The organism is Streptomyces sp. R41 (assembly GCF_041053055.1).
Lineage (GTDB): Bacteria > Actinomycetota > Actinomycetes > Streptomycetales > Streptomycetaceae > Streptomyces.
In genome coordinates, this window is record NZ_CP163443.1 from 1,908,885 (window position 1) to 1,935,361 (window position 26,477).

Below are 26,477 nucleotides of genomic sequence, written 5' to 3' on the forward strand. Positions count from 1 at the left end.
GGACCCGCCGCACTATCGGAGACGGGTGAGATGGAGACAACGCTGCGAGGCGTCGGCGTGAGCCACGGTGTGGCGATCGGCGAGGTTCGGCACATGGGAACGGCGGTTCTTGAACCGCCTGCCAAGCAGATCCCTGCGGAGGACGCGGAGCGCGAACAGGGGCGTGCCCGCCAGGCCGTGGAGGCTGTGGCAGCCGACCTGATTGCGCGCGGCAATCTGGCGGGGGGCGAAGCCCAGGCGGTGCTCGAGGCACAGGCCATGATGGCCCTGGACCCCGAGCTCATGGCGGATGTGGAACGGCGGATCGCGGTCGGCAGCACAGCGGAGCGCGCGGTCTACGACGCCTTCGCCGCGTACCGCGCGCTGCTGGCCGGCGCCGGTGAGTACCTTGCCGGCCGCGTGGCCGACCTCGACGACGTGCGGAACCGTATCGTCGCCCGGCTGCTCGGGGTGCCCATGCCGGGTGTCCCGGACAGCGACGAGCCGTACGTCCTTATTGCTCGTGACCTGGCGCCTGCCGACACGGCGCTGCTCGACCCCACTCTGGTGCTCGGTTTCGTGACGGAGGAGGGCGGGCCGACCAGCCACAGCGCGATTCTGGCGCGTGCGCTTGGCGTACCCGCCGTGGTCGCCCTCCCCGGTGCCGGTGAGCTCGCCGAGGGCACGTTGATCGCCGTGGACGGCAGCACCGGTGAGATCTTCGTGGAGCCGAGCGCTGAGAAGAAGGCGCAGCTGGAGGCCGCGGCGGCGGAGCGCAAGGCGGCGTTGTCCGCGTCGACGGGTCCGGGTGCCACCTCCGACGGTCACAAGGTGCCGCTGCTGGCGAACGTCGGCGGTCCGGCGGACGTGCCGGCCGCTGTCGAGGCCGGTGCCGAGGGTGTCGGTCTGTTCCGTACCGAGTTCCTCTTCTTGGACGACAGCAAGAACGCGCCGTCCGAGGAGAAGCAGGTCGAGGCGTACCGTCAGGTGCTCGAGGCCTTCCCCGAGGGCCGTGTCGTGGTGCGTGTGCTCGACGCGGGCGCCGACAAGCCGCTCGACTTCCTGACTCCGGCCGACGAGCCGAACCCGGCGCTGGGTGTGCGGGGGCTTCGGTCGCTGCTCGACCACCCCGATGTGCTGCGTACGCAGCTGACCGCCCTCGCGAAGGCTTCGGAGGGGCTGCCGGTCTACCTCGAAGTGATGGCGCCGATGGTCGCGGACCGCACCGACGCCAAGGCGTTCGCGGACGCTTGCCGTGCGGCCGGGCTGCAGGCGAAGTTCGGCGCGATGGTGGAGATCCCGTCGGCCGCGCTGCGTGCGCGGTCGATCCTGCAGGAGGTCGAGTTCCTGTCCCTGGGGACCAACGACCTCGCGCAGTACACCTTCGCCGCCGACCGACAGGTGGGTGCGGTGTCCCGTCTGCAGGACCCGTGGCAGCCCGCGCTGCTCGACCTGGTTGCGCTGTCCGCCGAGGCGGCGAAGGCCGAGGGCAAGAGCTGTGGTGTCTGCGGTGAGGCCGCGTCGGACCCCCTGCTCGCGTGTGTGCTGACCGGTCTGGGCATCACCTCCCTTTCCATGGGTGCCGCGTCCATTCCTTATGTTCGGGCGACGCTTGCCAAGTACACGCTGGCCCAGTGCGAGCGTGCGGCCGCGGCCGCACGTGCCGCGGACACGGCCGAAGAGGCACGTGCCGCGGCGCAGGCGGTGCTGTCCGGCGAGTAACCGGGCCGCGTCTCCGCTCGACCGGGGTCCAGGGGCGCTCCACCCACGGGTGGGGCGCCCCTTCGCGTTCAGTGCGTGTGGCCCGTCCCTTGTCCTTCGTCTCCGAGGTCAGGTGGCACGCAGTAGTCGACACCCGATTCCGGGGAGACGAGGTCACCGGAATCGGCGTCGGTGCAGTAGGCGTCGAAGACTTCCGCGGCGGTCAGGGGTTCCAGGTCTTCGCCGCGCAGGCGCCATCCGTAGACACAGTCGGTGGTGTCGGGCGCGGTGGTGCGCATGACCAGGCCTCCGGCACTCCGTGTCGCGATGCCGAGGGCCAGCACGGTGGTGAATTCGAGGGCTTCTGTCTCGTCGAGGCGGGTACCGCCCTCTGGGGCGCCATCGGCACGGAGTACGGCGACGAGCGTCTCGGGGGCTGTCGAGACGCTGCAGACGAGGTGCAGGTCGCCGCGGCCCGCTGTGTCGATGACGCGGGCGAGCAGGTGGGAGGCGCGGGCGAACGACGCTCGACCGATGTCCTCACCGCAGGACGCGCAGTTGCCGATGCGTGCCAGGAGTGTGGTCGCGTACTCCCAGGTGGCCTTGCGGACTGCCTCGTCGACCAGGTCCGGGACGAGTTCGTCGAGGGGCTGTCCGTCATACGGAACGGTGGGGCCCATAGCGGCCAGCTCGGCGGTGAAGCGTGTGCGGCTGGCCGGGGCGTCGGGTTCCAGGCCGCTTCCGGCGCAGAACTCCGCGTACTCCTCGGGGTCGAAGAGTGCCACCGTGGTGTGGCTGCCCTGGGCGGCGAGGGTCCTGAGCAGGGCTTCCACCTGCTGGAGGTAGGTGGTGTGGTCGTCGAAGGCGAAGGTGCGATAGCGCCGCATCGCCGTGAAGTCTTGTTCGTCGGTCAACAGGCCGATGGTGCCAGCGATTTCGCGGCGCAGAACGCGTCGCATGGTCTGGTGCTGGGTGTGCGCCATGTTTCCCCCTTTGTGCACAGTCGATCAATACTCACTCACAGTAACCGGCGGCACTGACAATGCTGGGCGAGCGAGGTGGTCGCGCACCAGGCGGTGCTGAAACAGGCAGGTCACGGCAATGATCGCGCCGAATGCCGTCCAGCCGAGGGGGCCGGTGGCGATGGCCGCGGTGACAGCCAGTGGCCCGACGCTGCGCTGGGCGGACTGCGCGAGTCCGTGAACGCCCAGGTAGGCGCCCTGGGCCGTCTCGGGGGCGAGGGCGACGGAGAGTTCCCAGGAGACGGTGGCGTGGAGCATCTCGGCGACGGTGAAGGCGGCTGCCGCGGCGGTGAGGAGCAGGGTCGCGGCGACGGCCCCGCCCGTGGCGGAGAGCGCCATGGCGACGCCGCCCAGGGCGAAGACGGCGGAGAGCGGGAGCAGCAGGGCGCGCGCCGCGGCTGTGGTGGCGCCGAACCGGGCGAGGGGGACCTGGAGAGCCACCACCATCACGTTGTTGAGGACCATGAGCAGCGGGGCGAGGCCGTGTGGTGCGTGGTCGGAATGGGCGATCCACAGCGGCAGTCCGACCTTGAACAGGGCGTCGTCGAGGAAGAGGACGGTCTCGGTGGCGACGTACGCGAGGTAGGTGCGGTCACGCCACGGGCCGGCCGGGCGTGTAGCGGGGGCAGGGTCCTTCGATGTGGCGATCGTGCGGGTGGCCGAAGGCGGTTCGCCGCAGCGCGTGGTGACGAGGGCGACGGCCACGAAGGAAAGGGCGTCGCCCACCAGAAGCCACCGGTAGGCCGCGGTGGTGCCGATGGCGAGCGCCCCGGCGGCGGCGAGACCGCCCAGGGCCCAGCCGGCGTTGGCGACAGTGCGGTTGACGGCCTGATAGCGGACGCGGTCCGGTCCCGCGATGCGGGTGGCGTACAGCTTGGTGAGGACGTTGGCGGCGCGGTCTCCGAGACTGCCTGCGGCGGAGAAGGCCAGCAGCAGGGCGTAGTTGTCGGAAGTCAGCAGTGCGAAGGAGGCCAGGGCCCGCAGGAGTTGGAGGGCGATCAGGACGTGGGTGAGCGGCAGACGGTCGGCGATTCGGCCGCCGAGCGGTGCGCCGGCGATGCCTACGGCTCCGGACACGGCGACGAGGGTGCCGACCTCGGCGACGGAGAGACCGGTGACGTAAGTGAAGTACAGGACGGAGACGGATGCCCACAGGCCGCTGCCGATCCGGTCGACGAGGGCGATCCAGAGCATTCTGCGGCCGTCCCGGCCTCCTGGAATGCGTGTCGACCATGCGGCTGCGCGGCGCATCCGACTCACTGCTCCCCCTTGCCTCGCATTATGTATTGATACATATTTGGTAACGTGGCAACACAATATGGGATCAGTGGCACGACGGCCAAGGGAATTGCCTCGTCCGTCGAACGAGGCGTGTCCGAAGGCGCGTTGGAGCCGGGGACGGCGCTGCCTCCGGTGCGCAGACTTGCCGACGAGCTCGGTGTGAGTCCGGGGACGGTCGCGACGGCCTACAAGGACCTGCGGCGGCGCGGGATCGTGGTGACCCGGGGGCGCGGCGGGACCGTGGTCGCCGCCGCGCCCTCGGTCGCGTCGCGGCGGCCGCCGAAAGTGCCGGCCGGACTGCGCGACTTGGCGGGCGGGCATCCGGACCCCGAACTGCTGCCCCATCTGGTGCCACCGTCGCGGCTCTCCCCCGGTGCGCGGTCGCACCGCAGTACACCGCGGCTGGCGCGACTGGAGGACGCGGTCCGGGACTGGCTTGGGCCCGACGGGGTGCCGACGGACCACGTGACGTTCGCGCACGGTGCGCTGGATCTGATCGGGCGGCTGCTGTCGGTGGAGTTGCGGCCGGGCGACGCCGTTGCCATGGAGGACCCCGGATATCACCATCTGCTTGATCTGGTCACGGCATTGGGTTTGCGTACCGTTCCGGTCGCGGTGGACGACGAGGGGATCCTCCCCGAGGCGTTGCGCGGTGCCCTGCGGACGGGTGTACGCGCGGTGGTGTGCAGTCCGCGGGCGCAGAATCCGTACGGCGGATGTTTCTCGGCGGAGCGCCGGGACGCGCTTGTCGAGGTGCTTCAGGAGGAGCCCGATGTGCTGGTCGTGGAGAACGACCACGCGTCCGCCGTCGCGGATGCGCCTTTGCGCACGTTGACCGCGGGTGGTCTGCGGCGCTGGGTGCACGTGCGGACCGTGAGCAAGTTCCTGGGGACCGATCTGCGGTGGGCCGCGGCGGCCTGTGATCCGACGACGCTGGCTCGGCACGACGGTCGACTGCTGTTGACGTCGGGCTGGGTCAGTCACCTGTTGCAGGAGACGGTGTACGGGCTCATGACGGACGACGGCACGCGCGCGTTGGTCGCGCGCGCCCAGAAGACGTACGGGCTGCGGCGCGGCGCCCTCGTCCGGGAGCTCGCGGAGCGCGGGATCGAGGCGCACGGTGAGAGTGGGATGAATCTCTGGGTGCCCGTGCGGGACGAGTCGGCCGTCGTGAACGGGCTGCGGTCGTACGGGTGGTGGGTCGCGGCGGGTGCGCGCTTCCGGCTCGCTTCCGGACCCGGTGTACGGATTTCGGTCGCGGATCTCGAACCCGCCGACGCGGTGCGGGTGGCCTCGGACTTCGCTGCCGTGCTCGGCGAGTCCGAGGCCACCTACGGGGGATGATCAGGCGCGCTTGCGGGCCAGCTCTTCGTAGAAGCGCAGTAGTTCGACGTTGTCCACGGAGCCGACGTTGACCGCCTTCTCCAAGGAGGCGCCCTGGAGGAGGCGTTTGACCGGGACCTCGATGCGCTTGCCCGTGAGGGTGTGGGGCACGCCGGGTACCTCGATGACCTCGTCGGGGACGTGGCGCGGAGAGAGCTGTTCGCGGATGGTCTGCTTGATGCGGTTCAGGAGGGCCTCATCGAGCACGGCTCCTGGGGCGAGGTGCACGAAGAGGGGCATCCAGTAGCCGCCGTCGGGCTGTTCGATGCCGATGACGAGCGACTCCTTGATCTCGGGGAGGCGTTCGACGGCTTCGTAGATGTCGGCCGATCCCATGCGTACGCCCTGGCGGTTGAGCGTGGAGTCGGAGCGGCCGTGGATGATGACGGAGCCGCGTGAAGTGACGGTGATCCAGTCGCCGTGGCGCCACACTCCGGGATACGTGTCGAAGTAGCTGTCGTGGTAGCGGCTCCCGTCGGGGTCGTTCCAGAAGCGGATGGGCATGGACGGCATCGGGTTGGTGACCACCAGTTCACCGACTTCGTCGGTGAGGGGCTTTCCACTGGGGTCCCAGGACTGGAGGTCGGTGCCGAGACCTGGAGCTTGGAGTTCGCCGATGTACACCGGGAGGGTCGGTACGGCTCCCGCGAAGCAGGAGCACACGTCGGTGCCGCCGCTGACGGAGGCGATCCACAGATCCTCGCGGACCTCGTCGTGCAGCCAGCGGAAGCCGTCGGGCGGCAGGGGCGAGCCGGTGGTGGCGACGCACCGCACGCGCGCGAGGTCGAAGTCCCGGGAGGGGTGGACGCCCGCCTTGTGGCATGCCATGACGTACGCCGCGGAAGTGCCGAAGAGGGTCGCCCCCGTGCGTTCGGCGATGCGCCACTGGGCGCCCGTGTCCGGGTAGCCGGGGCTGCCGTCGTACAGGACGATCGTGGTGCCCGTGAGCAGGCCGGAGACGAGGAAGTTCCACATCATCCAGCCCGTGGAGGTGAACCAGAAGAAGCGGTCGTCGGGGCCCAGGTCGCAGTGCAGGCCGAGCTGCTTGAGGTGCTCGACGAGGATGCCGCCCTGGGACTGGACGATGGCCTTGGGGAGGCCGGTCGTGCCGGAGGAGTAGAGCACCCACAAGGGGTGGTCGAAGGGCACCGGCTCGAAGACTGGCTCCACGTCGGCAGAGGTCAGGGCGGACCATTCCAGAGCGCCCTCGGGTGCCTCGGTGCCGAGCAGCGGGATGTGGACTACGGCACGCAGGGTGGGCAGTTCCCGGCGCAGTTCGGCGACGGTGTCGCGGCGGTCGTGCTCCTTGCCGCCGTAGCGGTAGCCGTCGACCGTGAAGAGCACGACGGGTTCGACCTGCTGGAAACGGTCGAGGACACTGCGGGCGCCGAAGTCGGGGGCACAGGACGTCCAGACGCCTCCCACGGCGGCTGTCGCGAGCAGGGCGACCACGGCCTGCGGAATGTTCGGGAGATAGCCGCTGACGCGGTCTCCCGGGCGTACGCCGAGAGCGCGCAGCTCGGCGGCCAGGGAGCCGACCTGGCGGCGCAGCTCGGACCAGGTCACCGGGGTCGGCTCATGGGTCTCGTCGACATACAGGAGGGCCGGCTCGTCCGCACGGGTCTCCGCCGCGCGCAGCGCGTGCTCCGCGTAATTGAGGGTCGCCCCGGGGAACCATTCCGCGCCGGGCATGGAGCGATCGCCGAGCACGCGCGCGTAGGGCGTCGAAAACCGTACGTCGAACCACTCGGTCACGGCTTGCCAGAACGTGTCCAGCTCGTCCACCGACCAGCGGTGCAGCGCCGCGTAGTCGCCGTCGGACGGGGCTCCGTGGTGCTCGGCCGCCCAGGCCTGGAACTTCGTGACCTGCGCCTGGGCGATGCGTTCCTCGGTGGGCTGCCAGAGCGGCGAGGGGTTCGCGATGGACATGGGGCGGCTCCCGGACTGTGCGCGTCGTGTGCGTCTGTCGCGCACGAGCTGGGGTGTGCGCGTCACGCGGCTGACACGGACGATGCCATGTGATCGACTTCTGCACCAGGGTGCGCCACACATAGTCGGCAGAGTGAAGATGTGGCGTCGCCACGGGTGAACGGGAGTTGAACGACTCACCCATTTGGCGCCGGCAATGGCAGGGTGAGCAGCATGGACGGTCGTGACCTGGTGCGTTCGGTGAAGTCGGTCGGTTCGGGGGGTGCCACTCAAAAGTTGCGCATCATGCGGGCCGCGTGGCGCAGGAGGCGTGCCGACGCCACCGGGTTGCCGCGACGGGGCGCCGAACGCGCGCGGGTGCCCGGGCCGGTGCGCGGTGTGGAACCGGGGCCGGGCGGCGGCGTCGTCCGGTTCACGCGGTCCGAGCTGCGGATCATGGTCGCGGTGAGCGGAGCGGTGTTCTGGGGCTGGGACGGGGTCGGCCCGGAGCCGTCGTACGCGCTCGCGGGGCGCTGCCCTGAGCCGGACCCGCGCGCCGTCCTGGAGCCGGACAAGGACGGCGGCTGGCGGGTCGTGGCCGAACGGGCGACCGTCGTCGTCTCACGGCACGGGGCGGTCGAGGTGCGTACCCCCGGTGGCGTGATCCTGCGCCGCGATCTGCCGCCCCGCTGGTGGGAGCCGGTCGACGGCGGCGGAGCCCGCTGGATGCAGCGCTCCGAAGTTGCCGCCGACGCGCGGTTCTTCGGCCTGGGCGGACGCGCGGCGGGCCCCCGGCTGCACGACGGGACGTACCGGCTGTGGAACACGGACCCCGGTCAGGCCTTCGGGCCCGGCGACGATCCGCTGTACATCACCATGCCCGTGCAGATGGTGGTCGCCGATGCTGCCACGCACCTCGTGTTCCACGACACGTCGTGGGACGGCGCGGTGACGCTGCGCGAAGGCGAGGAGGGGGCCGGCTCGGGGCACGACCGGGCCGGGACGTGCGAGCTGCGGATGGACGGCGGCCCGCTGCGCTGCTGGGTGATGGTGGGCACCCCCGCGCGCGTGCTGCACGCCTGGGTCTCGCTCACCGGAGCGCCCGCGCTGCCGCCCGCGTGGGCGCTGGGGCACCAGCACGCGCGGTGGGGCTTCGGCAGCGAGCAGGAGGTGCGGCGGATCGTCGCGGGTTACCGGGAGCGCGGTCTTCCGCTCGACGCGGTCCACCTGGACATCGATCATTACGACGCGCACCAGGTGTTCACGGTCGATCGGGAGCACTTCCCGAAGCTGCCCGTGCTCGCCGAGGAGCTGCGCCGCGAGGGCATCCGCCTGGTTTCGATCGTCGACCCGGCGGTCAAGGCCGAGCCGGGCAACGCCGTGTACGACAGTGGCCTCACCGAGGACGCCTTCGTACGGGATGCCTCGGGGCGGCTCGTGCGGGGTGTCGTATGGCCTGGAGAGTCGGTCTACCCGGACTTCACGCACGCGCGCGTGCGGCGCTGGTGGGGCCGGCTGTACGAGGAGCGGCTCGCGCAGGGGTTCGCCGGGTTCTGGCACGACATGAACGAGCCGACGTCCTTCACGGCGTTCGGGGAGTCGACGCTGCCGCGCTCGGCCCGGCACTCCCTGGACGGACACGGCGGAGACCATCGCGAGGCGCACAACGTGTACGCGCTCGGCATGGCCCGGGCAGCGTACGAGGGTCTGCGAGAACTGGCGCCCCAGGAGCGGCCGTTCCTCTTCTCACGCTCCGGGTGGGCCGGAATGCAGCGCTACGGAGGGACCTGGTCCGGGGATGTGGCCACGGGCTGGCCCGGGTTGCGGGCCTCGCTGTCTCTGGTGATGGGGCTCGGGCTGTGCGGGGTGCCCTACTCGGGACCCGATGTGGGCGGCTTCGACGGGAGCCCGTCACCGGAGCTGTATCTGCGGTGGTTCCAGCTCGGCGCGTACCTCCCTCTGTTCCGTACACACGCGAGCATGCGGGCGGGGCGCAGGGAGCCCTGGGAGTTCGGTGACGACGTCCTGGAGCACGCGCGCGTGGCGCTCGTCGAACGGCGGCGGCTGCTCCCGTACTTCATGACAATGGCGCATCTGGCGCGCCGAACCGGCGCGCCGTACGTGCGACCGGTGTGGTGGGGCGCGCCCGAGGACCGGGCGCTGCGCGACTGCGAGGACGCCTTCCTGCTCGGCGACTGCCTCCTGGTGGCCCCCGTACTGGACCACGGGGCGGACCGGCGGGCGGTGCAGCTGCCTCGGGGGCGCTGGTACGACACGGTCACGGAGGAGGCGTACGAGGGGCCGGCCCAGGTGCTGATCGATGCCCCCTTGTCGCGGATTCCGGTGCTGGCCCGCGCGGGCGCCGTCGTGCCCGTACGGGGGGCCGACGGCGGTCTTGAGCTGGAGGCATGGGCTCCCGCGCGCGGACGCAGCGGGGGCGGGCTCGTCGTGCCGGACGCGGGCGACGGGTGGGAGGAGCCGGAGATCGAGCGCTATGTGACGCGCTGGGAGGGTCGGCACGTGGTCGTACGGCGGGAGGGCGAGGGCGGCCTGAGCGAGCCGCCGTGGCCCGTGCGGGTGCGGGGGCTCGAGGCACATTGACCGGCTCACCGGGCATCCCGAGTGGGCGCTGAGACGTACGGATACGCGGCGGTGCTTCATCGGCACGAGGTCCCGAGCGTGCTTCAGGTGCCCGGGTCCCTCAGAGGTACCGCCCCTCGAACCAGGCCCGCACCGCCAAGGTGTGCAGCGGGAAGGCGAGTTCGGCCGGCCTGCGCAGCAGGTGCCAGCCCTCCGTCTCGTCCGTGGCTGCGGATGGCGGCAGTTCGGCGACAGGGCGCTCCGGGAGGAGTCCGAAGAGGAGCAGATGACCGGCGGGAGAGCTCATCGCGTCGGCGAGCCGTACTTCCCGGCTCGCCGCGTCGATGCCCGTCTCCTCCTTGAGCTCGCGCACGATGGCGTGCCGCCAGTCCTCCCGGTGGTCGATGAACCCTCCAGGCAGGGCGATGCCTCCGCGCGCGGGGGCGATGGTCCGGGTGATGACGACCAGCGAGGTTCCCCTGGCGTCGTACACGGGCTGCAGGGCCACCGCGACCGGCAGCGGATTGCGGTAGGCCACGGTGCCACAGGCGGCGCAGGTGCGGGGCCAGCCGGAGACGGCCTCTCCGTAGGGTGCGCCACAGCTCGAACAGTGCGAGTCCGGTGCGAAGTCGGCGGGCGGGTGCGGGGTTGCGGACACGCCGCGGACTGTATCCGATCACTGGACGGACGTCTTTACCAGAGCGCGCCCTGCTGGGTACGGCGGGACGGCCGGAACCACCCCCGTGGGCCCCGGCCGTCCCCCCGGTACTCCGACGCCCGAGCGGTCCCTGTGGTTCGTCACAACGCCCTGCCCAATTCCCGTTGCCCGTGGCACACTTCTGACGTTCCGTCAGATTCAGTCGTATCCAGTGCCATGGAGGGGTCTTGTCGCGTACACGCACTCCTGTAGTCGCCGGGTGGTTCGCCGGGGAAGGGGAGGACTTCCGTCTCCTCGGTACGCGCTGCTCGGCGTGCTCCTCGGTGTTCTTTCCCCGCGAGGACGCCTTCTGCCGCAATCCGGGCTGCCCTGGCGGCGAGCTGGCCGAGGTGCCGCTGTCCCGGCGCGGCCGCGTCTGGTCGTACACGGACAGCCAGTACCGACCACCGTCACCCTATGTGACCGATCCGGAACTCTCCTGGGAGCCCTACGCGTTGATCGCTGTGGAGCTGGAATCCGAGCGCATCGTGATACTCGGCCAGGCGGTTCCCGGGATCACCGTCGCCGACCTGGCGGTGGGCATGGAGGTGGAGGTCGTCCCCGGCGTCCTGAACGAGGACGCGGAGACGACCTGGACGACGTGGCACTGGCGGCCGACGGGGGAGACGGCATGAAGGGCATGTGGCGTACGGGGGTGACGGCATGACCGACGACGTGGCGGTGCTCGGGGCGGGCATGCACCCGTGGGGCAAGTGGGGGCGCGGGTTCGTCGAGTACGGGGTCGCGGCGGCGCGCGCGGCGCTGGCCGACGCGGGAGTCGACTGGCGGGACGTCGGCTCGATCGTGGGCGCGGACACCGTGCGTGGCGGCTATCCGGGGTACGTGGCCGGGGCGACCTTCGCCAGAGCGCTGGGCTGGCAGGGGGCGCGGGTCACGAGCGTGTACGCGGCGTGCGCGTCGGGAGCGCAGGCTCTCGACACAGCTCGGGCGCAGATCCTTTCAGGCCTCGCGGACGTCGTGCTCGTGGTGGGCGCCGACGCGGCGCCCAAGGGGTTCTTCCGCCCGGCGGGCGGAGACAGACAGGACGATCCGGACTGGCTGCGGTTCCGCGTCCTCGGGGCGACGAATCCGACGTACTTCGGGCTGTACGCACGGCGGCGGATGGCACTCCACGGGGACACGCTGGAGGACTTCGCGCAGGTCAAGGTGAAGAACGCCGCCCTGGGGGCACTGAATCCGCACGCGCGCTACCGCAAAAAGGTCACCGCCGAGGAGGTTGCCGGGTCCGCCGTCGTCGCCGATCCGCTGCGGCTGCTCGACATCTGCGCGACCTCGGACGGCGGCGCGGCCGTGGTGCTGTCCAGCACGGAGTTCGCGCGCCGGCACGGGGCGGCGGATCCCGTGCGGATCCGCGCGGTGTCCACGGTGACGCCGCGCTATCCCAACGCGGTGCTCGATCTGCCCGACATCGCCACGGACTCCGCGGTCGCGGCGGAGCCCGCAGCCGACACCTTCCGGGCGTCGATCGCGCGCGCGGCGTACGAGGAGGCGGGCATCGGCCCCGAGGACCTCTCACTGGCCGAGGTGTACGACCTTTCCACGGCCCTGGAGTTGCAGTGGTACGAGGACCTGGGGCTGTGCGGGGAGGGCGAGGCGGCCAAGCTGCTGCGAGAGGGCGCGACGGCACTCGGCGGGCGCATACCGGTGAACGTGAGCGGCGGGCTCGCCTCCTTCGGGGAGGCCGTTCCGGCGCAGGCCATCGCCCAGGTGTGCGAGCTGACATGGCAGTTGCGGGGCAGCGCGGGTGACCGGCAGGTCGCTGGGGCACGAGTGGGGATCACCGCGAACCAGGGGCTGTTCGGACATGGGTCGTCGGTCGTCGCCGTACGGTGAATCGGCAGGCGTTCGCGGGCAGTCGTCCGGGCGAATGTCCTCGTGCGCTCGTTCCGACAACTGTCTCGTGTGCTTGTTCCGACAACCGTCTCGTGCGCTCGTCCCGGCTGTCCCGTGCGCTCGTTCCAAGAACTGTCCCATGCGCTCGTCCCGGCTGTCCCGTGCGCTCGTTCCAAGAACTGTCCCGTGCGCTCGTCCCGGCGGCTGTCCTCGTGCACCCGTCCCGGTCCCGGCGACCGGCCGCGTGTGCCCGTCCCGGTCTCGACGACCGGCCCGCGTGGGCTGATCCCGGCGGCCGTCCGCACGCCGTGTGACGACCTCGGAATCCTGCGTGAACAGCTCATGAATCGCGCCCGGGCGTGCGCGGGCGGCGCCATCATGCTGCCGTGCCCTCCTGGACGGATACTGTCCGCTTCGCCTTCCAACCGGTCGTCAATCTGACGACCGGAGGGGTTGCGGCGCTGGAGATACTCGCCCGTCCGGAGGCCGGTGACATCCTGGCGCAGGCCCGCCGCGACCCCGAACTCGACGGCCGACTGGCCGCGTTGGCCATCCGGGCAGCGGCCCGCAAGGAGACGCTGCTGCCGCTGCACGTCAATGTGTTCGCCGGAACCCTGGCCGATCTCGGCGGGCTCGCGGCAATGCGCGATGCGGTGCGCGAGGCGGGGCGGCTTCCGTGGGAGGTGACCGTCGACGTCGGGCCGCCGTACACCCATGTGCCGCAGCACGCCCTGCTGGAGGCCGTGGCCGCGCTGCGGGGCGAGGGCTTCCGGATCTGCGCGGACGGAGTGGGCGACGGTGACGTACCCCTGCGGCTGCTCACGGACCTCGCGCCCGAGCTGATGAAGCTCGACGTCTCCCTGCTGACGCGGCCCGCGGCGGTGCGGGCGATGCGGACCCTGTGCGAGCAGTTGGGCGCGCTGCTGTCCGTCGAGGGGGTCGAGACCGAGCTGCAGTGCGCGGCCGCGGTGTCGGCGGGCGCGCAGCTGGCACAGGGCGAGTTGTTCGCGCCGCCCGCTCGGCTGCCCGCGGCGGACGTATACGTTCCCGCCCTCTCCCCCGGCGTCGCGTCGGCGCCCCGGTCGGGGCCGTCCGTACGGCAGTTCGTGCGGCCGGCGGCACTGCTGCCCGCCACCGCCTCCGCGGGGCAGGTGCGGGCGCTGCTCACCGGCTCGACCGACGTGTCCGGGGTGCTGCTCGTGGACTCCTCAGGAATCCCGGTCCGGTCGGTGCACCGGTCGCGGTTCCTGCTGTCGATGTCGGGGCGCTACGGGCATGCCCTGTACGCCGACCGGCCGGCCGCCAAGCTCGGCGATCCGCCGCGCACGGTCGGTGTCGACGCCACCGCGTGGGAGGTTCTCGACGTGGTCGCGGACGGGGAGCGGGACCGCACGTCCGACGACGTCGCGGTCGTCGACCGGCACGGGCGGTGCGTGGGTGTCGTACGGCTGGCGGATCTCGTACGGGCGCTGGCCGAAAACCGGGTCGAGGAGGCCGCGGGGCTCAACCCGCTGACACGGCTGCCCGGTTCGGACGCGATCACCGGCGAGGTGGACCGGCGGATCGCGGACGGCCGGATGTTCGCGCTGAGCTGGCTGGACGTCGACCACTTCAAGCAGGTCAACGACGGAGCGGGGTTCGCGGCGGGCGACGAGCTGATCCGGGCGGTCGGGCGCGCGTTGCAGCACGCGGCGTCCGAAGCGACGCGGGTGGGGCACATCGGCGGGGACGACTTCCTGGTCCTCGCGGACCCGGACACCCTGGACCCGCTGGCCAACTCGGTGCTCGACACGCCCTGGTCGGCGGGCGGACGCATCGTCACGCTGTCGCTGGCCACGGTGCTGTGCGCACCCGGCAGCGTGACCGATCACCGGCAGGCGGCCGCCTGCCTGGCGCCTCTCAAGCAGGCCGCGAAGGCCCTGAACGGGGCGAGTTGGGTGCTGGGGCGCGCGGGTCTGCCGGGCCATGAGATCCGGCGCGGCTCGGGGGCGGCACCCACCCAGCCGTCCGGGCATACGCTGGCGGGCTGAACGCCCCATCCACTGACCGGCTTACCGCCCGACCTGTCGATCGCCGACCCGCCGACCCGCCGACCCGCCGACCCGCCGACCCGCCGACCCGCCGACAGCGAGGGTGCACAGGCCGGTCGACGGCCGGGCCTCGGCGCGTCGACGCCGATCGGGCTCGGCGGTTGCCGTCCCGGAGACGAGGGGCCCGGCCGCAGGCCCGTGCCCGGCCGCGGGGGCGGGCCCCCGGCCGACCCCGCCCCCGCGTCCCCTTTGCGGCCTTCGAACCGTTGCCGTCCGCGACCTTGACGCCCTCTGGGCACCGGTGAACACTTCCGGGTGTCAGTCGGCATCGCCGCATTCGGGCGTCTACAGGCACCGCACCGCTCGGGTTTCCGACCTGTACCCACGGGCCGTCCCCCACGGGCGATTCCGCTGCGACGGCACGCTCGTCACGGACGCCGGGCGGGGCGCGGGACCTCCCTGCCCTCGGCTGAAGTAGCCATGGGAAACGCACCCTGCACGGTGGCCCGGGGCCGATCGCCCCGGGCGAGGCCATAGGAGCCGCCATGAGCAACGGAGACATCATTGTCGGCGAGTTGATCGGCACCGCAATTCTGATCCTGTTCGGCGCGGGAGTGTGCGCCGCTGTCACTCTGAACAAGTCCAAGGCCCAAGGTGCGGGCTGGGTGGTCATCGCCTTCGGGTGGGGCTTCGGTGTGCTCGCCGGTGCGTACACCTCGGCACCGCTGTCCGGAGGACAGATCAACCCGGCGGTGACCATCGGCTTCGCGATCGAGGGCTCCACGAAGTGGGAGGACGTGCCCTTCTACATCCTCGGGCAGTTCGCCGGAGCCATCATCGGAGCCACGCTCTGCTGGCTGCTCTACCTCGGCCAGTTCAACCTCAACGCCGAAGAGGACAAGGCCATCGAGACGCTGGGGATCTTCTCGACGCGGCCCGAGATCAACAACCCCGTGCAGAACCTGATCACCGAGATCATCGCCACCGCCGCCCTGATGCTGCCCATCCTCGGGCTGGTCGGCGGAAGCAAGCACGTCGCGGGCATCGGCGACGCGGGCCTGCCCGTCCTGCTCATCTCCCTCCTCGTCGTCGGCATCGGCCTCTCACTGGGCGGCCCCACCGGGTACGCCATCAACCCGGCCCGCGACCTGGGGCCGCGCCTCACCCACGCGCTGCTGCCGATTCCCAACAAGGGCACCTCGGAGTGGAGTTACTCCTGGATCCCCGTGGCCGGCCCGATCGCGGGTGCCGCCATCGGGGCCGCGATCTACAACGCAGCCTTCTGACGAAGGGGACGTCATGACGGACCATGCCGAGAAGTACGTCGCCGCAATCGACCAGGGCACCACCTCAAGCCGTTGCATCATCTTCAACCAGGACGGCGCGATCGTCGCCGTCGACCAGCGCGAGCACCGCCAGATCTTCCCGAAGCCGGGCTGGGTGGAGCACGACGCCACCGAGATCTGGTCCAAGGTTCAGGCGGTGGTCGCGGGCGCGATCGCCAAGGCCGGTCTGCGCGCCGACCAGGTCAGCGCGCTCGGCATCACCAACCAGCGCGAGACGACGGTCCTGTGGGACCGCGCCACCGGCAAGCCCGTGCACAACGCGATCGTCTGGCAGGACACCCGTACCTCCGCGCTCTGCAACGAGCTGGGCGGTTCGGACGGACAGGACCGTTTCCGCGAGCAGACCGGACTGCCGCTGGCCAGCTACTTCTCCGGGCCCAAGGCGGCCTGGCTGCTCGACAACGTGCCCGGGCTGCGCGCGCGTGCCGAGCGCGGCGAGATCGCCTTCGGTACCATCGACTCCTGGCTGATCTGGAACCTGACCGGCGGCACGGACGGCGGGCAGCACGTCACCGACGTGACCAACGCCGGGCGCACCATGCTGATGAACCTGGAGACGCTCCAGTGGGACCAGTCCATCCTCTCCGCGATGAACGTGCCCGAAGCGGTCCTCCCCGAGATCAGGTCCTCCTCCGAGGTGTACGGCACCGCGGTGGGCCAACTCGCGGGCGTCCCCGTCGCATCAGCGCTGGGTGACCAGCAGGCGGCGGTGTTCGGGCAGGCCTGCTACGACGTGGGGACGGCGAAGAACACGTACGGCACGGGCAGCTTCCTGCTGCTCAACACCGGCAACCGGCCCGTTCCTTCGAAGAACGGTCTGCTGACGACCATGGGGTACAAGATCGGCACCGAGGCGCCGGTCTACTGCCTCGAAGGGTCCATCGCGATCACCGGGGCGCTGGTGCAGTGGTTCCGCGACCAGCTCGGCATCATCCGCAGTGCCGACGAGATCGAGACGTTGGCAGCGAGCGTCGAGGACAATGGCGGCGCGTACATCGTGCCCGCGTTCTCGGGCCTGTTCGCCCCGTACTGGCGCTCCGACGCACGCGGTGTCGTCACCGGGCTCACGCGGTACGTCACGAAGGCGCACCTCGCCCGCGCGGTCCTGGAGGCGACCAGCTGGCAGACCCGTGAGGTCGTGGACGCCATGTTCCAGGACTCCGGAGTGCAGATCACCACCCTGAAGGTGGACGGCGGCATGACCAAGAACAATCTACTGATGCAGCACCAGGCGGATGTCCTCGGGGTGCCGGTGATCCGTCCGAAGGTCTCCGAGACCACCTGCCTGGGTGCCGCGTACGCGGCCGGGCTCGCGACCGGTGTGTGGAACGACCTCGACGAGCTGAAGTCGCACTGGCAGAAGGACGTCGAGTGGACGCCGGCCATGGAGGCCTCCGTGCGCGACCGCGAGTACCACAACTGGCGCAAGGCGGTGGAGAAGAGCTTCGGCTGGCACGAGGACGAGGTCGGCTGAAACAGGGGTCCACGCGCGCGCGTGCGTCTCGCGTGAGCCACGCGCGCGTGCATGACTGCGGCCCGTACCCCGGTCGGCGGGGGTACGGGCCGTACCTCTGCATCGTCGGGCCGTCCTGTGCGTCAGGGCATGACGTCTGCGGGCTGTAGCCGTGCGTCAGGTCGTGACGGTCTGGCGGCGGTCGGCGGCGTACGCCATCGCGTGCTGGACGACTCTGATGAGGACCTCTTTGACGGACTCCCGGTCCCGCGCGTCACAGAGGACGACCGGTACTCCGGGGTCGAGGTCGAGGGCCTGGCGGACGTCGTCGGCGGGGTAACGAGCCGCGCCCTCGAAGCAGTTGACGCCGACCACGAAGGGTATGGAACGCCGCTCGAAGTAGTCGACGGCGGCGAAGCAGTCCTCCAGGCGGCGAGTGTCGGCGAGTACGACGGCGCCCAGCGAGCCGGTGGCGAGCTCGTCCCACAGGAACCAGAAGCGGTCCTGCCCGGGAGTCCCGAAGAGGTAGAGCACCAGGTCCTCGCGGAGCGTGATGCGGCCGAAGTCCATGGCGACGGTGGTGGTGTGCTTGCCCTCCACACCACTGGTGTCGTCGATGGGCCGACCCGCCTCGGTGAGCACCTCCTCGGTGCGCAGCGGTTTGATCTCGCTGACCGCGCCGACGAGGGTCGTCTTGCCCACGCCGAAGCCGCCGGCCACGAGGATCTTGAGCGTGACGGGCTCGACCGGGGGCTTGCCGCGCTCAGAACGCCCGAAGATCATCGAACTCTTCTCCTGCTTGATGGGGGTCGTGCGGCGGTGGGCCGTAGCCCCCGCCGCCGGGGGTTTCGATGACGAGTACGTCGCCGGGGCCGACGTCCGTCGAATCACTTCCGCCAAGTTCGCTGACCGTGCCGTCCGCGCGCTCGACACGGTTGGCGCCGAGCGCTCCGGGCGCGCCGCCCGCCATGCCGTAGGGCGGCACCCGGCGGTGCTGGGACAGCGTGGAGACCGTCATCGGCTCGAGGAACCGGATGCGGCGCACCGCACCGTCACCACCACGCATGCGCCCGGCGCCACCGCTACCCCGCCTGACCGCGAATTCTTCGAGCCGGACCGGCAGTCGCCACTCCAGGACCTCGGGGTCGGTGAGCCGCGAGTTGGTCATATGGGTCTGCACGACGGGCGCGCCGGGGAAACCGTCGCCCGCGCCCGATCCGGAGGCCACGGTCTCGTAGTACTGGTACCGCTCGTTGCCGAAGGTGACGTTGTTCATGGTGCCCGAGCCCTCGGCCTGCACTCCCAGGGCCGCGTACAGGGCGCCGGTGATCGCCTGGGACGTCTCCACGTTACCCGCGACGACGGCGGCCGGGGGCTCGGGGGAGAGCATCGAACCCGGCGGCACCACGATGTCGAGGGGCCGCAGACAGCCGTCGTTGAGCGGGATGTCGTCGGCGACCAGGGTGCGGAAGACGTACAGGACCGCGGCGTTGACCACCGCGAAGGGTGCGTTGAAGTTGGTGGTGAGCTGCGGGGACGTCCCGGTGAAGTCGACAGTCGCGGAGCGATTCACGCGGTCTACGGAGACGCGGACCCGGATGACGGCGCCGGAGTCGGTCTCATAGCCGAACTCACCGTTTTCAAGGGCGTCGATGACGCGGCGTACGGCTTCTTCGGCGTTGTCCTGGACGTGCCTCATGTACGCCTGGACCACGTCGAGCCCGAAGTCCTCGATCATGCGGCCCACTTCGTCGACGCCCTTCTGGTTGGCGGCGATCTGGGCGCGCAGGTCGGCGAGGTTGGTCTTCGGGTTGCGCGAGGGGTAGGGGGCTTCGCTGAGCAGGGCCAGGGTCTCGGCCTCGCGGAAGCGGCCGTTCTCGGCGAGCAGCCAGTTGTCGAAGAGGATGCCCTCCTCGTCGATGGTGCGGCTGTTCGCGGGCATGGATCCCGGTGCGATGCCGCCGATCTCGGCGTGGTGGCCGCGCGAGGCGACATAGAAGAGGATCCGGTCACCCTCCGTGTTCTCCGTGTCGAAGACCGGAGTGATCACGGTGACGTCGGGAAGGTGGGTGCCGCCGTGGTACGGGTCGTTGACCGCGTACGTGTCCCCCGGGCGCATGCTGTCGCCGCGGCGCCGGATGACTTCCTTCACGCTCGTGCCCATCGAGCCCAAGTGGACAGGGATGTGAGGGGCGTTGGCGACGAGGTTGCCGTCGGGGTCGAAGAGGGCGCAGGAGAAGTCCAAGCGCTCTTTGATGTTGACCGACTGGGCGGTGGACTCCAGGCGGGCGCCCATCTGTTCGGCGATGGACATGAAGAGGTTGTTGAAGACCTCGAGGAGAACGGGGTCCGCTTCCGTGCCGAGATCGGAACTCTGCGTGACCGCGACGCGTTCCATGACCAGATGCCCGTCGTCGGTCGCCGCGGCCCGCCAGCCGTCGTCGACGACGGTCGTCGCGCTGGCCTCGGTGATGATCGCGGGGCCGGTGACCGTCTCGCCCGGGGGCAGTTCCTCGCGGCGGTACAGGGGGACGTCGCGCCAGGTACCGCCGGTGTGCAGGCTGACCGTCTCCGAAGCGGCGGAGCGGCCTTCGAGGGCGCTTTCGTAGGGAGCGAGGGCGGAGAGATCGGGGGGTTCGGTGAGACCGGTGGCTTCTACGGAGAGGGCTTCCACGACGACCGGGCGGTCGAGGGTGAAGGAGTAGGTGGCGCGATGACGTTCTTCGAAGGCGCGGGTCATGGTGTCGGGCTCGGTGAGCTCGACCGTGAGGGCTGTATCCGTGCCGTCATAGCGGAGCTGGGCGCGGCGGGTGACCCGGATGCGACCCTCGGGCACGTCCTCGGCGAGGAGCTCGGCGCGGGCGGCACCCTCCAAGTCGTCGGCCGTCTTGAGGATGCCGGGCATCGAGGAGGCTTCCAGGGGCGCCTCCACGGACTGCTCGCGCATGGCCGTCGTATCGGCGAGTCCGATGCCGAGGGCGGACAGGACGCCGGCCATGGGCGGGACGAGGACGGTGCGGATGCCGAGCGAATCGGCGACCATGCACGCGTGCTGGCCGCCCGCACCGCCGAAGGTGGTCAGCGCGTACCGGGTGACGTCGTGGCCCTTCTGCACCGAGATCCGCTTGACGGCGTTGCCGATGTTGGTCACGGCGATCTGGAGGTAGCCCTCGGCGACCTGCTCCGGGGTGCGGTCGTCGCCGGTCCGCTCGCGGATCTCGCGCGCGAGGGCGGCGAACCGGTCGCGGACCAGCGCGTCGTCGAGGGGCTGGTCGCCATCGGGGCCGAACACCCGTGGGAAGTGGGCGGGTTGGATGCGGCCGAGCGCGACGTTGGCGTCGGTGACGGTGAGTGGGCCGCCGCCGCGATAGCAGGCGGGACCAGGGTCGGCGCCCGCCGAGTCGGGGCCCACGCGGTAGCGGGAGCCGTCGAAGTGGAGCACCGAGCCGCCGCCCGCGGCGACGGTGTGGATGTCCAGCATGGGCGCACGCAGCCGGACCCCGGCGATCTGGGTGGTGAAGACCCGCTCGTACTCACCCGCGAAGTGCGAGACGTCGGTGGACGTACCGCCCATGTCGAAGCCGATGACGCGGTCGAAGCCGGCCAGCTGCGACATCCGGGCCATGCCGACGATGCCGCCGGCGGGTCCGGACAGGATGGCGTCCTTGCCGCGGAACTGGCCCGCTTCGGCGAGACCCCCGTTGGACTGCATGAACATCAGCCGCACGCCCTGGAGCTCGTCGGCGACATGCTGGACGTAGCGCCGCAGTACGGGCGACAGATAGGCGTCGACGACGGCCGTGTCACCGCGTGGCACCAGCTTCATCAGCGGACTGACCTCGCTGGAGAGCGAGATCTGCTGGAAGCCGGTGCGGGCTGCGAGCTCGCCGACGGCTTGTTCGTGGGCGGGGTGGAGGTGGCTGTGCATGCAGACGACGGCGACGGCATGGATCCCGGAGTCGTACGCCTCCTGGAGGGGCCCGGCGAGGGCGTCCAGGTCGGGGGCGCGCAGGACCGTGCCGTCGGCGGCGATGCGTTCGTCGACCTCGATGACGCGCTCGTACAGCAGCTCGGGCAGTTCGATGGCGCGGGCGAAGATGCGGGGGCGGTTCTGATAGGCGATGCGCAGGGCGTCGCGGAAGCCGCGGGTGACCACGAGGAGGGTGCGCTCGCCCCTGCGCTCCAGGAGGGCGTTGGTGGCGACGGTGGTGCCCATGCGGACGGCGTCGATGTGCGCGCCCGCGGCGTCCTGACCGTCGCCGCCGAGGAGTTCGCGCACGCCCGCGACCGCCGCGTCGGCATATCTGGCCGGGTTCTCGGACAGCAGCTTGTGCGTGAGCAGGCGGCCGTCCGGGCGCCGCGCGACGATGTCGGTGAAGGTGCCGCCTCGGTCGACCCAGAACTGCCAGCCTGTCACGTCTGTTCCCCGCTTCCGCCCTGCTCAGAGCGCCCGGAGGCCGTTGATCACGTCGCGCAGAATACTCTCGTCCGGTAGTTCGGCAGGGGGTACGGGGCGTGTCACATGGACCATTTCCTCGTCGACCAGGTCCCCGATGAGGACCCGTACCACTCCGATGGGCAGGTCGAGTTCGGTGGCGAGTTCGGCGACCGACTGGGGGGCGTCGCGGCACAGTCCGACGATGTCCACGTGTTCCGGGGACAGCGTCTGGTCCGCTTCCGGGTCGTCGGCGTGCGGTTCCGTGACGACCACCGCGATCAGGTCGAGGCGGTGCTGGGCCGGACTGGTGGTGCGGCCGCGTGTCATGGCGTACGGACGGACCACCGGTCCGGCCTCGTCGTCGAACCAGTGGCGTTTTCCCTGACCGTCTCCGCTCATGTCATCCCACTACCCGCCCGAAGGCAGATCGGTGCGCGGAGTGGCTGCCAGATGTACGCCGACCCGCTTGACGAGGAGTGTCATCTCGTAGGCGACCTGCCCGACGTCGGAGTCCGCGTCTGAGAGGACGGCGAGGCAGCTGCCGTCCCCGGCGGCCGTGACGAACAGGAAGGCCTCGTCGAGCTCGACGACGGTCTGCCGGACGCTGCCCGCCTCGAAGTGGCGGCCGACACCCTTGGCGAGGCTGTGGAAGCCGGAGGCGACGGCGGCCAGGTGCTCGCTGTCCTCCCGGGTCAGGTCCTTGGAGGCCCCGGTGGGAAGGCCGTCGCCGGAGAGCACGATCGCCTTGCGGATGCTGGCAACGCGGTCCACCAGTTCGTCGAGAAGCCAGTTCAGCTCGCCTGACGCCTTGCTGGTCGTGGTGGGTTCTGCGGCCTTCGGTGCGGTCATCGACCGTCCCCCTTTGTCGTTCCTGGTGCTGTGCCGTCCTGGGCCTCGTCGCCCGCGGCGTTCTCCTGGCGGCCGCGCCGCCAGCCCCGCTGGAGCGAGGCCATCCGGTTGCGTACCTCGTCGGCGTCGCGGTCGGCAGGGTCCGCTCCCGTACCGTCGCGGGCCTTGTCGCGCTCGGTGCGGCGTTCGGGGCCGGCCTTCAACTGCGGGGCCAGATTGGCCTGTCTGACGCGGCGGGGCAGCGGGCCCACACCCGATTCTGCCTCTCCCGTCACGGCGTCGGAGCGCGGGGTGGTCTCGTCCGTACTCGGCGACGCGGGGGTGCGACGGGTGCGTTTGGGGAGGGTGGGGGCATCGCGGAGGTCGGGCGCCTCACGCAGACCGGGCGCCTCACGCAGACCGGCGGCTTCTCGCACGCCGGAGGCTTCTCGCAGGCCAGGGGCCTCGGAGCGCTCACCGCCAGGCCGTGCCGGGCTTTCGCCGCGCGCCCCGCGCCGGGCCGGCAGCAGCTTTCCGCCGTCGAGTTCCAGCGCGCCGCGCTCCGCCGGCTCCAGGTTCTGCACCGGCTCCATGCTCTGCCGTGATGCGAAGTCCTCGGCGAGTTCCTCGTCCGTCTCGTCGCGCCGCGACCTCGTCTGGGCCACGGGACGGCCGTGCGAGCTGACGAGCTTGGGGGCCCGGCGCCTCGGCAGCGGGACGGGGGCAGCATCCGGAAGGTCGTCGTCGCCGGAGCGGGCGGGCTCGCCACGGCTGTCACCCGCCTGCTGGTGCTGCTCGCCCGGGACGCCGACGATGGAGCGGCGCGGCCGGAACAGACCGCCGCGCTCGCTCTCCTCGTCGTCGAGGGCGCCCGGGAAACCGGTGAGGGCGTCGAGCCCCCGGTCCACGTCGACCGGCGCCTCCAACTCGACCGGACCGTCCAGGATCGAGGCGGGCAGCCCCGGGAGTCGCACCGGCATCTGGGAGAGCGCGGCCTTGCGGCTCTCCTCGGTCTCGCCCCCCTTGGCGGGCAGCGCGCGGTCGAGGCGGAAGCCGATGCCGTTGGTGTCCGGGACGTCGTCGGTGAGCAGCGGGTCGGGGATGAACACCACCGCGGTGGTGCCACCGTAGGGGGACGGCTGGAGGGAGACGCGGACGTTCTGCCGCTGCGCGAGCCGGCTGACCACGAAGAGGCCGAGCCGGTCGGTGTCGGAGAGTTCGAACTCGGGGGTCTCGGCGAGCCGCAGGTTGGCGTCGAGGAGCGCCTCGGCGGCCATGCCCAGGCCGCGGTCGTGGATCTCCAGGGTGAAGCCGTTGGCGACACGCTCGCCGAGGACCTGCACGGCTGTGTGCGGGGGTGAGAACACCGTGGCGTTCTCCAGGAGTTCGGCCACGAGGTGGGTGAGGTCGGCGACCGCGGGCCCCGTGACGGCGACGCGCGGAAGACGCCGTACCTCGATGCGCTCGTAGTCCTCGACCTCGGCGACGGCGGCGCGGACGATGTCCATGAGCTGGACCGGCTTGCGCCACTGCCGGGACGGGGCGGCGCCGGAGAGGATGACCAGGCCTTCCGCATGGCGACGCATGCGCGTGGTCAGGTGGTCGAGGCGGAAGAGGTCGGCGAGTTCGTCGGTGTCCTCGGTCCTGCGCTCCATCGTGTCGAGCAGGGTGAGCTGCTTGTGGAGCAGGACCTGGCTGCGGCGGGCGAGGTTGACGAAGACCTCGGAGACGCCGTCGCGCAGTTCGGACTGCTTGACCGCGGCCTCGACGGCGGCGCGCTGAAGGGTGTTGAGGGCCTGGCCGACCTCGCCGATCTCGTTCTTGTCGTACTCCAGGCGCGGCACTTCGGTCTCGACGTCGACCTGTTCGCCGGCGGAGAGGCGGCGCATGACGCTGGGCAGCCGGACGCCGGACGCCTCGTGGGCCTCCAGGCGCAGTCGGCGCAGATCGCGGATGAGGCTCCGGCCGATGCGTACGGACATGACGAGCGAGACCAGCACGGCGATGAGCCCGAGGACGCCCGCGATGACCGCCTTGACGATGACGCTCATGGCCACGGGCCGGACGCGGTCCTGATAGCGGTCGCCCGCCTTGTCGTCCAAGTCGCCGAGGTCGTCGAGGACATGCCCGGCCGCACTGTCCCAGCTCTTCGCGGTGACGCCGCGGGGTGCCCCGGCGGCGGAGGTGACGACGGAATGCTCGGCCACGCGCAGGGGCGCCGTGTCGGCGTTCTTCCAATAGCGCTCGAAGCGTTCGCGCTCCGAGGAGGGCAGCAGCGGCAGGCTGATGTCGTAGAGCAGGGTGCGCTGGGCCACGAGGTCGGAGATGTCGCGGATCTCGTCGCGCGAGATACGGCCCGCGACGAGTGCGGAGCCGAGGAGGGCGTCCTCGCGGGAGAGCAGCTCGCGGGCGCGGGTGACGTTGAGGAGGGCGCGGGCCTGCTTGTCCATCGCCACGTTGTCGACGCCGTCGAGGGAGGCCAGGAGGGCGTAGCAGGGGTCCACGAGAAGGTTGTACTGATTGAGGGCCTCGGCGCGGGGCACCGTTCCGTCCTCGACGCTGCGGCGCAGCGAGTCGATGCCGCCGACGGCGTCCAGGAGGGAGGTGAGGCGCCCCGCGGTGCCCGCGCCCATCTCCTCGCGCAGGTCCTCGTCCTTGGCGTTCTTACGGATCTTCGCCACGGCCCGGTCGGTGGCAGTCCTGCTGCGCTTGAGCGCCGCAAGCCCGTCGGAGGCGCGGGGATCGGCCAAATAGACGAGGGTCTGGCGACGTTCCTGCTGGAGGACGCGGACGGTGTCCTCGGTGGGGTAGCCGATCTTCTCCACGATGTCCGACACGTTGAACAGCTGGTTGGCCGCGCGGCCCGTGAGCACGGTCGCAAAGCCCCAGATCGCGGTCAAGGACACCAGCGGCACGAGGAGCAGCGCCACGATCTTCCGGCGGATGGACTTCCCGCGAAAGCGCATGGCCTCCCCCAGCTCGCCCCCCTTTGGCCCGGGGGTACACATGTGCGTCAACAAACGGCGTGAGCCTACTACCGACGCACAGGTAACTCGAAGAGCTGTCCGGGCGCAGCCCCCGCTCGATGGGAACGAGACATGGGCAGTTGTCCGTTCATTGGGGGAGATTGCCTCCCCGAATCCGGCACTTGGAGCCGGATCGGATCGGATCGGTGAACTTGGTCAGTTGGCTGGATTTTTTCGCTCGTTGGGAATCTTCGCAGCATGTCGTTCGTCCTTCTGTACAGGAGATGGGGGCGGAATCGGTCACAGGGGCCGCATGCCGCGCTCAGGCGGCGTAAAGCAGCGCAAGCCGGGCAGCCACTGGGGAGCCGGTGTCGCATGACACCAGTGCGAGGGGCCTGCTGGGCGGTGGGGAGTGACGAGTTGATGGGCACGGCGGAGCGGCGCGTGGCGCCTGAGGTCGGCGATGCGGCGCACCAGACGGCGCGGCGGGGTCCCGAGGCACTGGATCACGACATTCCGGCGCACGGGGGTGGGACCGCTGAGAGCACCGCGGCTCAGGAGCAGCCGCACTACCGGCCGTTGTGGTTCGAGGAGCCCGCGCGGCGGCGCCGGATGCCCGATCCGGTGCGTACGGCCGCGGTGCGGGCGGTGCTGATCATCGCCGTGACGCTGATTCAGGCGATGGTGGCGTTCCTGTGCACGCTGGCCGGATCATGGCTGGCGTTCCCGATGGTCCTCAGCAGCGTGGCGAGCACCGTTGTGGCGACGTGGGCCGCACTCGACGTGTGGGTGACGCGCCAGGTGTGGAACCAGCGCAACGGCGTGGTGTCGGCACCGAGCAGCACCGCCCGGTCCCTGCGGTGCGAGCGGCGCAGGGCACGACGGCAGGCGCGTGCCGCGGAGCGGGCTCAGGAGCGCATACGCCCGGGCGGGACGGGGCAGTTGTCGCACCCGTGAGGGAGCCGAGGTCGTCGAGAACCAGGCGGTGCAGCTCGGCCCGCACCCCGGCCT

The 26,477-nt window shown here is 70.9% G+C and carries 18 protein-coding genes; 9 read left to right on the plus strand and 9 right to left on the minus strand.

Annotated elements, in window-relative coordinates; genetic code table 11:
* The first annotated feature begins 30 nt into the window (after positions 1-30).
* Positions 31-1,701: a phosphoenolpyruvate--protein phosphotransferase gene (gene ptsP / locus AB5J53_RS09105; RefSeq protein WP_369245109.1), complete on the plus strand. Its 1,671-nt coding sequence runs from the start codon at positions 31-33 to the stop codon at positions 1,699-1,701.
* A 68-nt stretch (positions 1,702-1,769) separates the two neighbouring features.
* On the opposite strand, the gene AB5J53_RS09110 is transcribed toward ptsP, so the two are convergent.
* Positions 1,770-2,663, minus strand: a complete 894-nt coding sequence (locus AB5J53_RS09110) for a hypothetical protein (protein ID WP_369245110.1) — start codon at positions 2,661-2,663, stop codon at positions 1,770-1,772.
* A gap of 24 nt (positions 2,664-2,687) precedes the next feature.
* The gene (locus AB5J53_RS09115; RefSeq protein WP_369245111.1) at positions 2,688-3,896 is read right to left on the minus strand and encodes an MFS transporter; all 1,209 of its coding nucleotides are present in this window, start codon (positions 3,894-3,896) and stop codon (positions 2,688-2,690) included.
* Positions 3,897-4,007: 111 nt separating this feature from the next.
* Here AB5J53_RS09115 and AB5J53_RS09120 point away from each other — a divergent pair, with 111 nt between their 5' ends.
* A complete protein-coding gene (locus AB5J53_RS09120; RefSeq protein ID WP_369245112.1) occupies positions 4,008-5,327 on the plus strand; it encodes an aminotransferase class I/II-fold pyridoxal phosphate-dependent enzyme in 1,320 nt (439 codons plus the stop codon).
* Here the strand turns inward: AB5J53_RS09120 and AB5J53_RS09125 are convergent, their stop codons facing one another.
* Positions 5,328-7,295 (minus strand): acetoacetate--CoA ligase, encoded by a 1,968-nt coding sequence (locus AB5J53_RS09125; protein ID WP_369245113.1) that lies wholly within the window; start codon positions 7,293-7,295, stop codon positions 5,328-5,330. It lies immediately after the preceding gene.
* A 213-nt stretch (positions 7,296-7,508) separates the two neighbouring features.
* On the opposite strand from AB5J53_RS09125, the gene AB5J53_RS09130 reads away from it, so the two are divergent.
* Positions 7,509-9,875, plus strand: a complete 2,367-nt coding sequence (locus tag AB5J53_RS09130; protein WP_369245114.1) for a TIM-barrel domain-containing protein — start codon at positions 7,509-7,511, stop codon at positions 9,873-9,875.
* A gap of 100 nt (positions 9,876-9,975) precedes the next feature.
* Here AB5J53_RS09130 and AB5J53_RS09135 read toward each other — a convergent pair whose 3' ends face one another.
* Positions 9,976-10,512 (minus strand): NUDIX domain-containing protein, encoded by a 537-nt coding sequence (locus AB5J53_RS09135; protein ID WP_369245115.1) that lies wholly within the window; start codon positions 10,510-10,512, stop codon positions 9,976-9,978.
* A 227-nt stretch (positions 10,513-10,739) separates the two neighbouring features.
* Between AB5J53_RS09135 and AB5J53_RS09140 the strand changes: the two genes are divergently transcribed.
* From AB5J53_RS09140 to glpK, 5 genes are all read left to right on the plus strand, one after another.
* Positions 10,740-11,186, plus strand: coding sequence for a Zn-ribbon domain-containing OB-fold protein (locus AB5J53_RS09140; protein WP_369245116.1), 447 nt, complete (start codon positions 10,740-10,742; stop codon positions 11,184-11,186).
* Between the two features lie 28 nt (positions 11,187-11,214).
* Positions 11,215-12,405, plus strand: coding sequence for a lipid-transfer protein (locus AB5J53_RS09145; protein ID WP_369245117.1), 1,191 nt, complete (start codon positions 11,215-11,217; stop codon positions 12,403-12,405).
* 386 nt (positions 12,406-12,791) lie between these two features.
* Positions 12,792-14,435, plus strand: coding sequence for an EAL domain-containing protein (locus tag AB5J53_RS09150; RefSeq protein WP_369245118.1), 1,644 nt, complete (start codon positions 12,792-12,794; stop codon positions 14,433-14,435).
* Positions 14,436-14,980: 545 nt separating this feature from the next.
* A complete protein-coding gene (locus AB5J53_RS09155) occupies positions 14,981-15,721 on the plus strand; it encodes an MIP/aquaporin family protein (protein WP_369245119.1) in 741 nt (246 codons plus the stop codon).
* Between the two features lie 13 nt (positions 15,722-15,734).
* A complete protein-coding gene (glpK, locus tag AB5J53_RS09160; protein WP_369245120.1) occupies positions 15,735-17,255 on the plus strand; it encodes a glycerol kinase GlpK in 1,521 nt (506 codons plus the stop codon).
* A 156-nt stretch (positions 17,256-17,411) separates the two neighbouring features.
* Here glpK and AB5J53_RS09165 read toward each other — a convergent pair whose 3' ends face one another.
* Genes AB5J53_RS09165 through AB5J53_RS09185 form a run of 5 tightly spaced genes read right to left on the minus strand, consistent with a single transcriptional unit; the run spans position 17,412 to position 25,466 of the window.
* Positions 17,412-18,017, minus strand: a complete 606-nt coding sequence (locus AB5J53_RS09165) for an ATP/GTP-binding protein (RefSeq protein WP_369245121.1) — start codon at positions 18,015-18,017, stop codon at positions 17,412-17,414.
* The gene (locus tag AB5J53_RS09170; RefSeq protein ID WP_369245122.1) at positions 17,998-21,651 is read right to left on the minus strand and encodes a hydantoinase B/oxoprolinase family protein; all 3,654 of its coding nucleotides are present in this window, start codon (positions 21,649-21,651) and stop codon (positions 17,998-18,000) included. The genes AB5J53_RS09165 and AB5J53_RS09170 overlap by 20 nt, the downstream gene beginning before the upstream one ends.
* A gap of 24 nt (positions 21,652-21,675) precedes the next feature.
* Complete coding sequence (locus AB5J53_RS09175; RefSeq protein WP_369245123.1) at positions 21,676-22,071, minus strand: DUF742 domain-containing protein; 396 nt, start codon at positions 22,069-22,071, stop codon at positions 21,676-21,678.
* A 9-nt stretch (positions 22,072-22,080) separates the two neighbouring features.
* Complete coding sequence (locus AB5J53_RS09180; protein WP_369245124.1) at positions 22,081-22,521, minus strand: roadblock/LC7 domain-containing protein; 441 nt, start codon at positions 22,519-22,521, stop codon at positions 22,081-22,083.
* Entirely contained in the window at positions 22,518-25,466 is a 2,949-nt protein-coding gene (locus AB5J53_RS09185; RefSeq protein ID WP_369245125.1) for a nitrate- and nitrite sensing domain-containing protein, read from the minus strand. Before AB5J53_RS09185 ends, AB5J53_RS09180 begins: the two co-directional genes overlap by 4 nt.
* Before the next feature lie 423 nt (positions 25,467-25,889).
* Here AB5J53_RS09185 and AB5J53_RS09190 point away from each other — a divergent pair, with 423 nt between their 5' ends.
* Entirely contained in the window at positions 25,890-26,423 is a 534-nt protein-coding gene (locus AB5J53_RS09190) for a hypothetical protein (RefSeq protein WP_369252124.1), read from the plus strand.
* Positions 26,424-26,477: the final 54 nt, after the last annotated feature.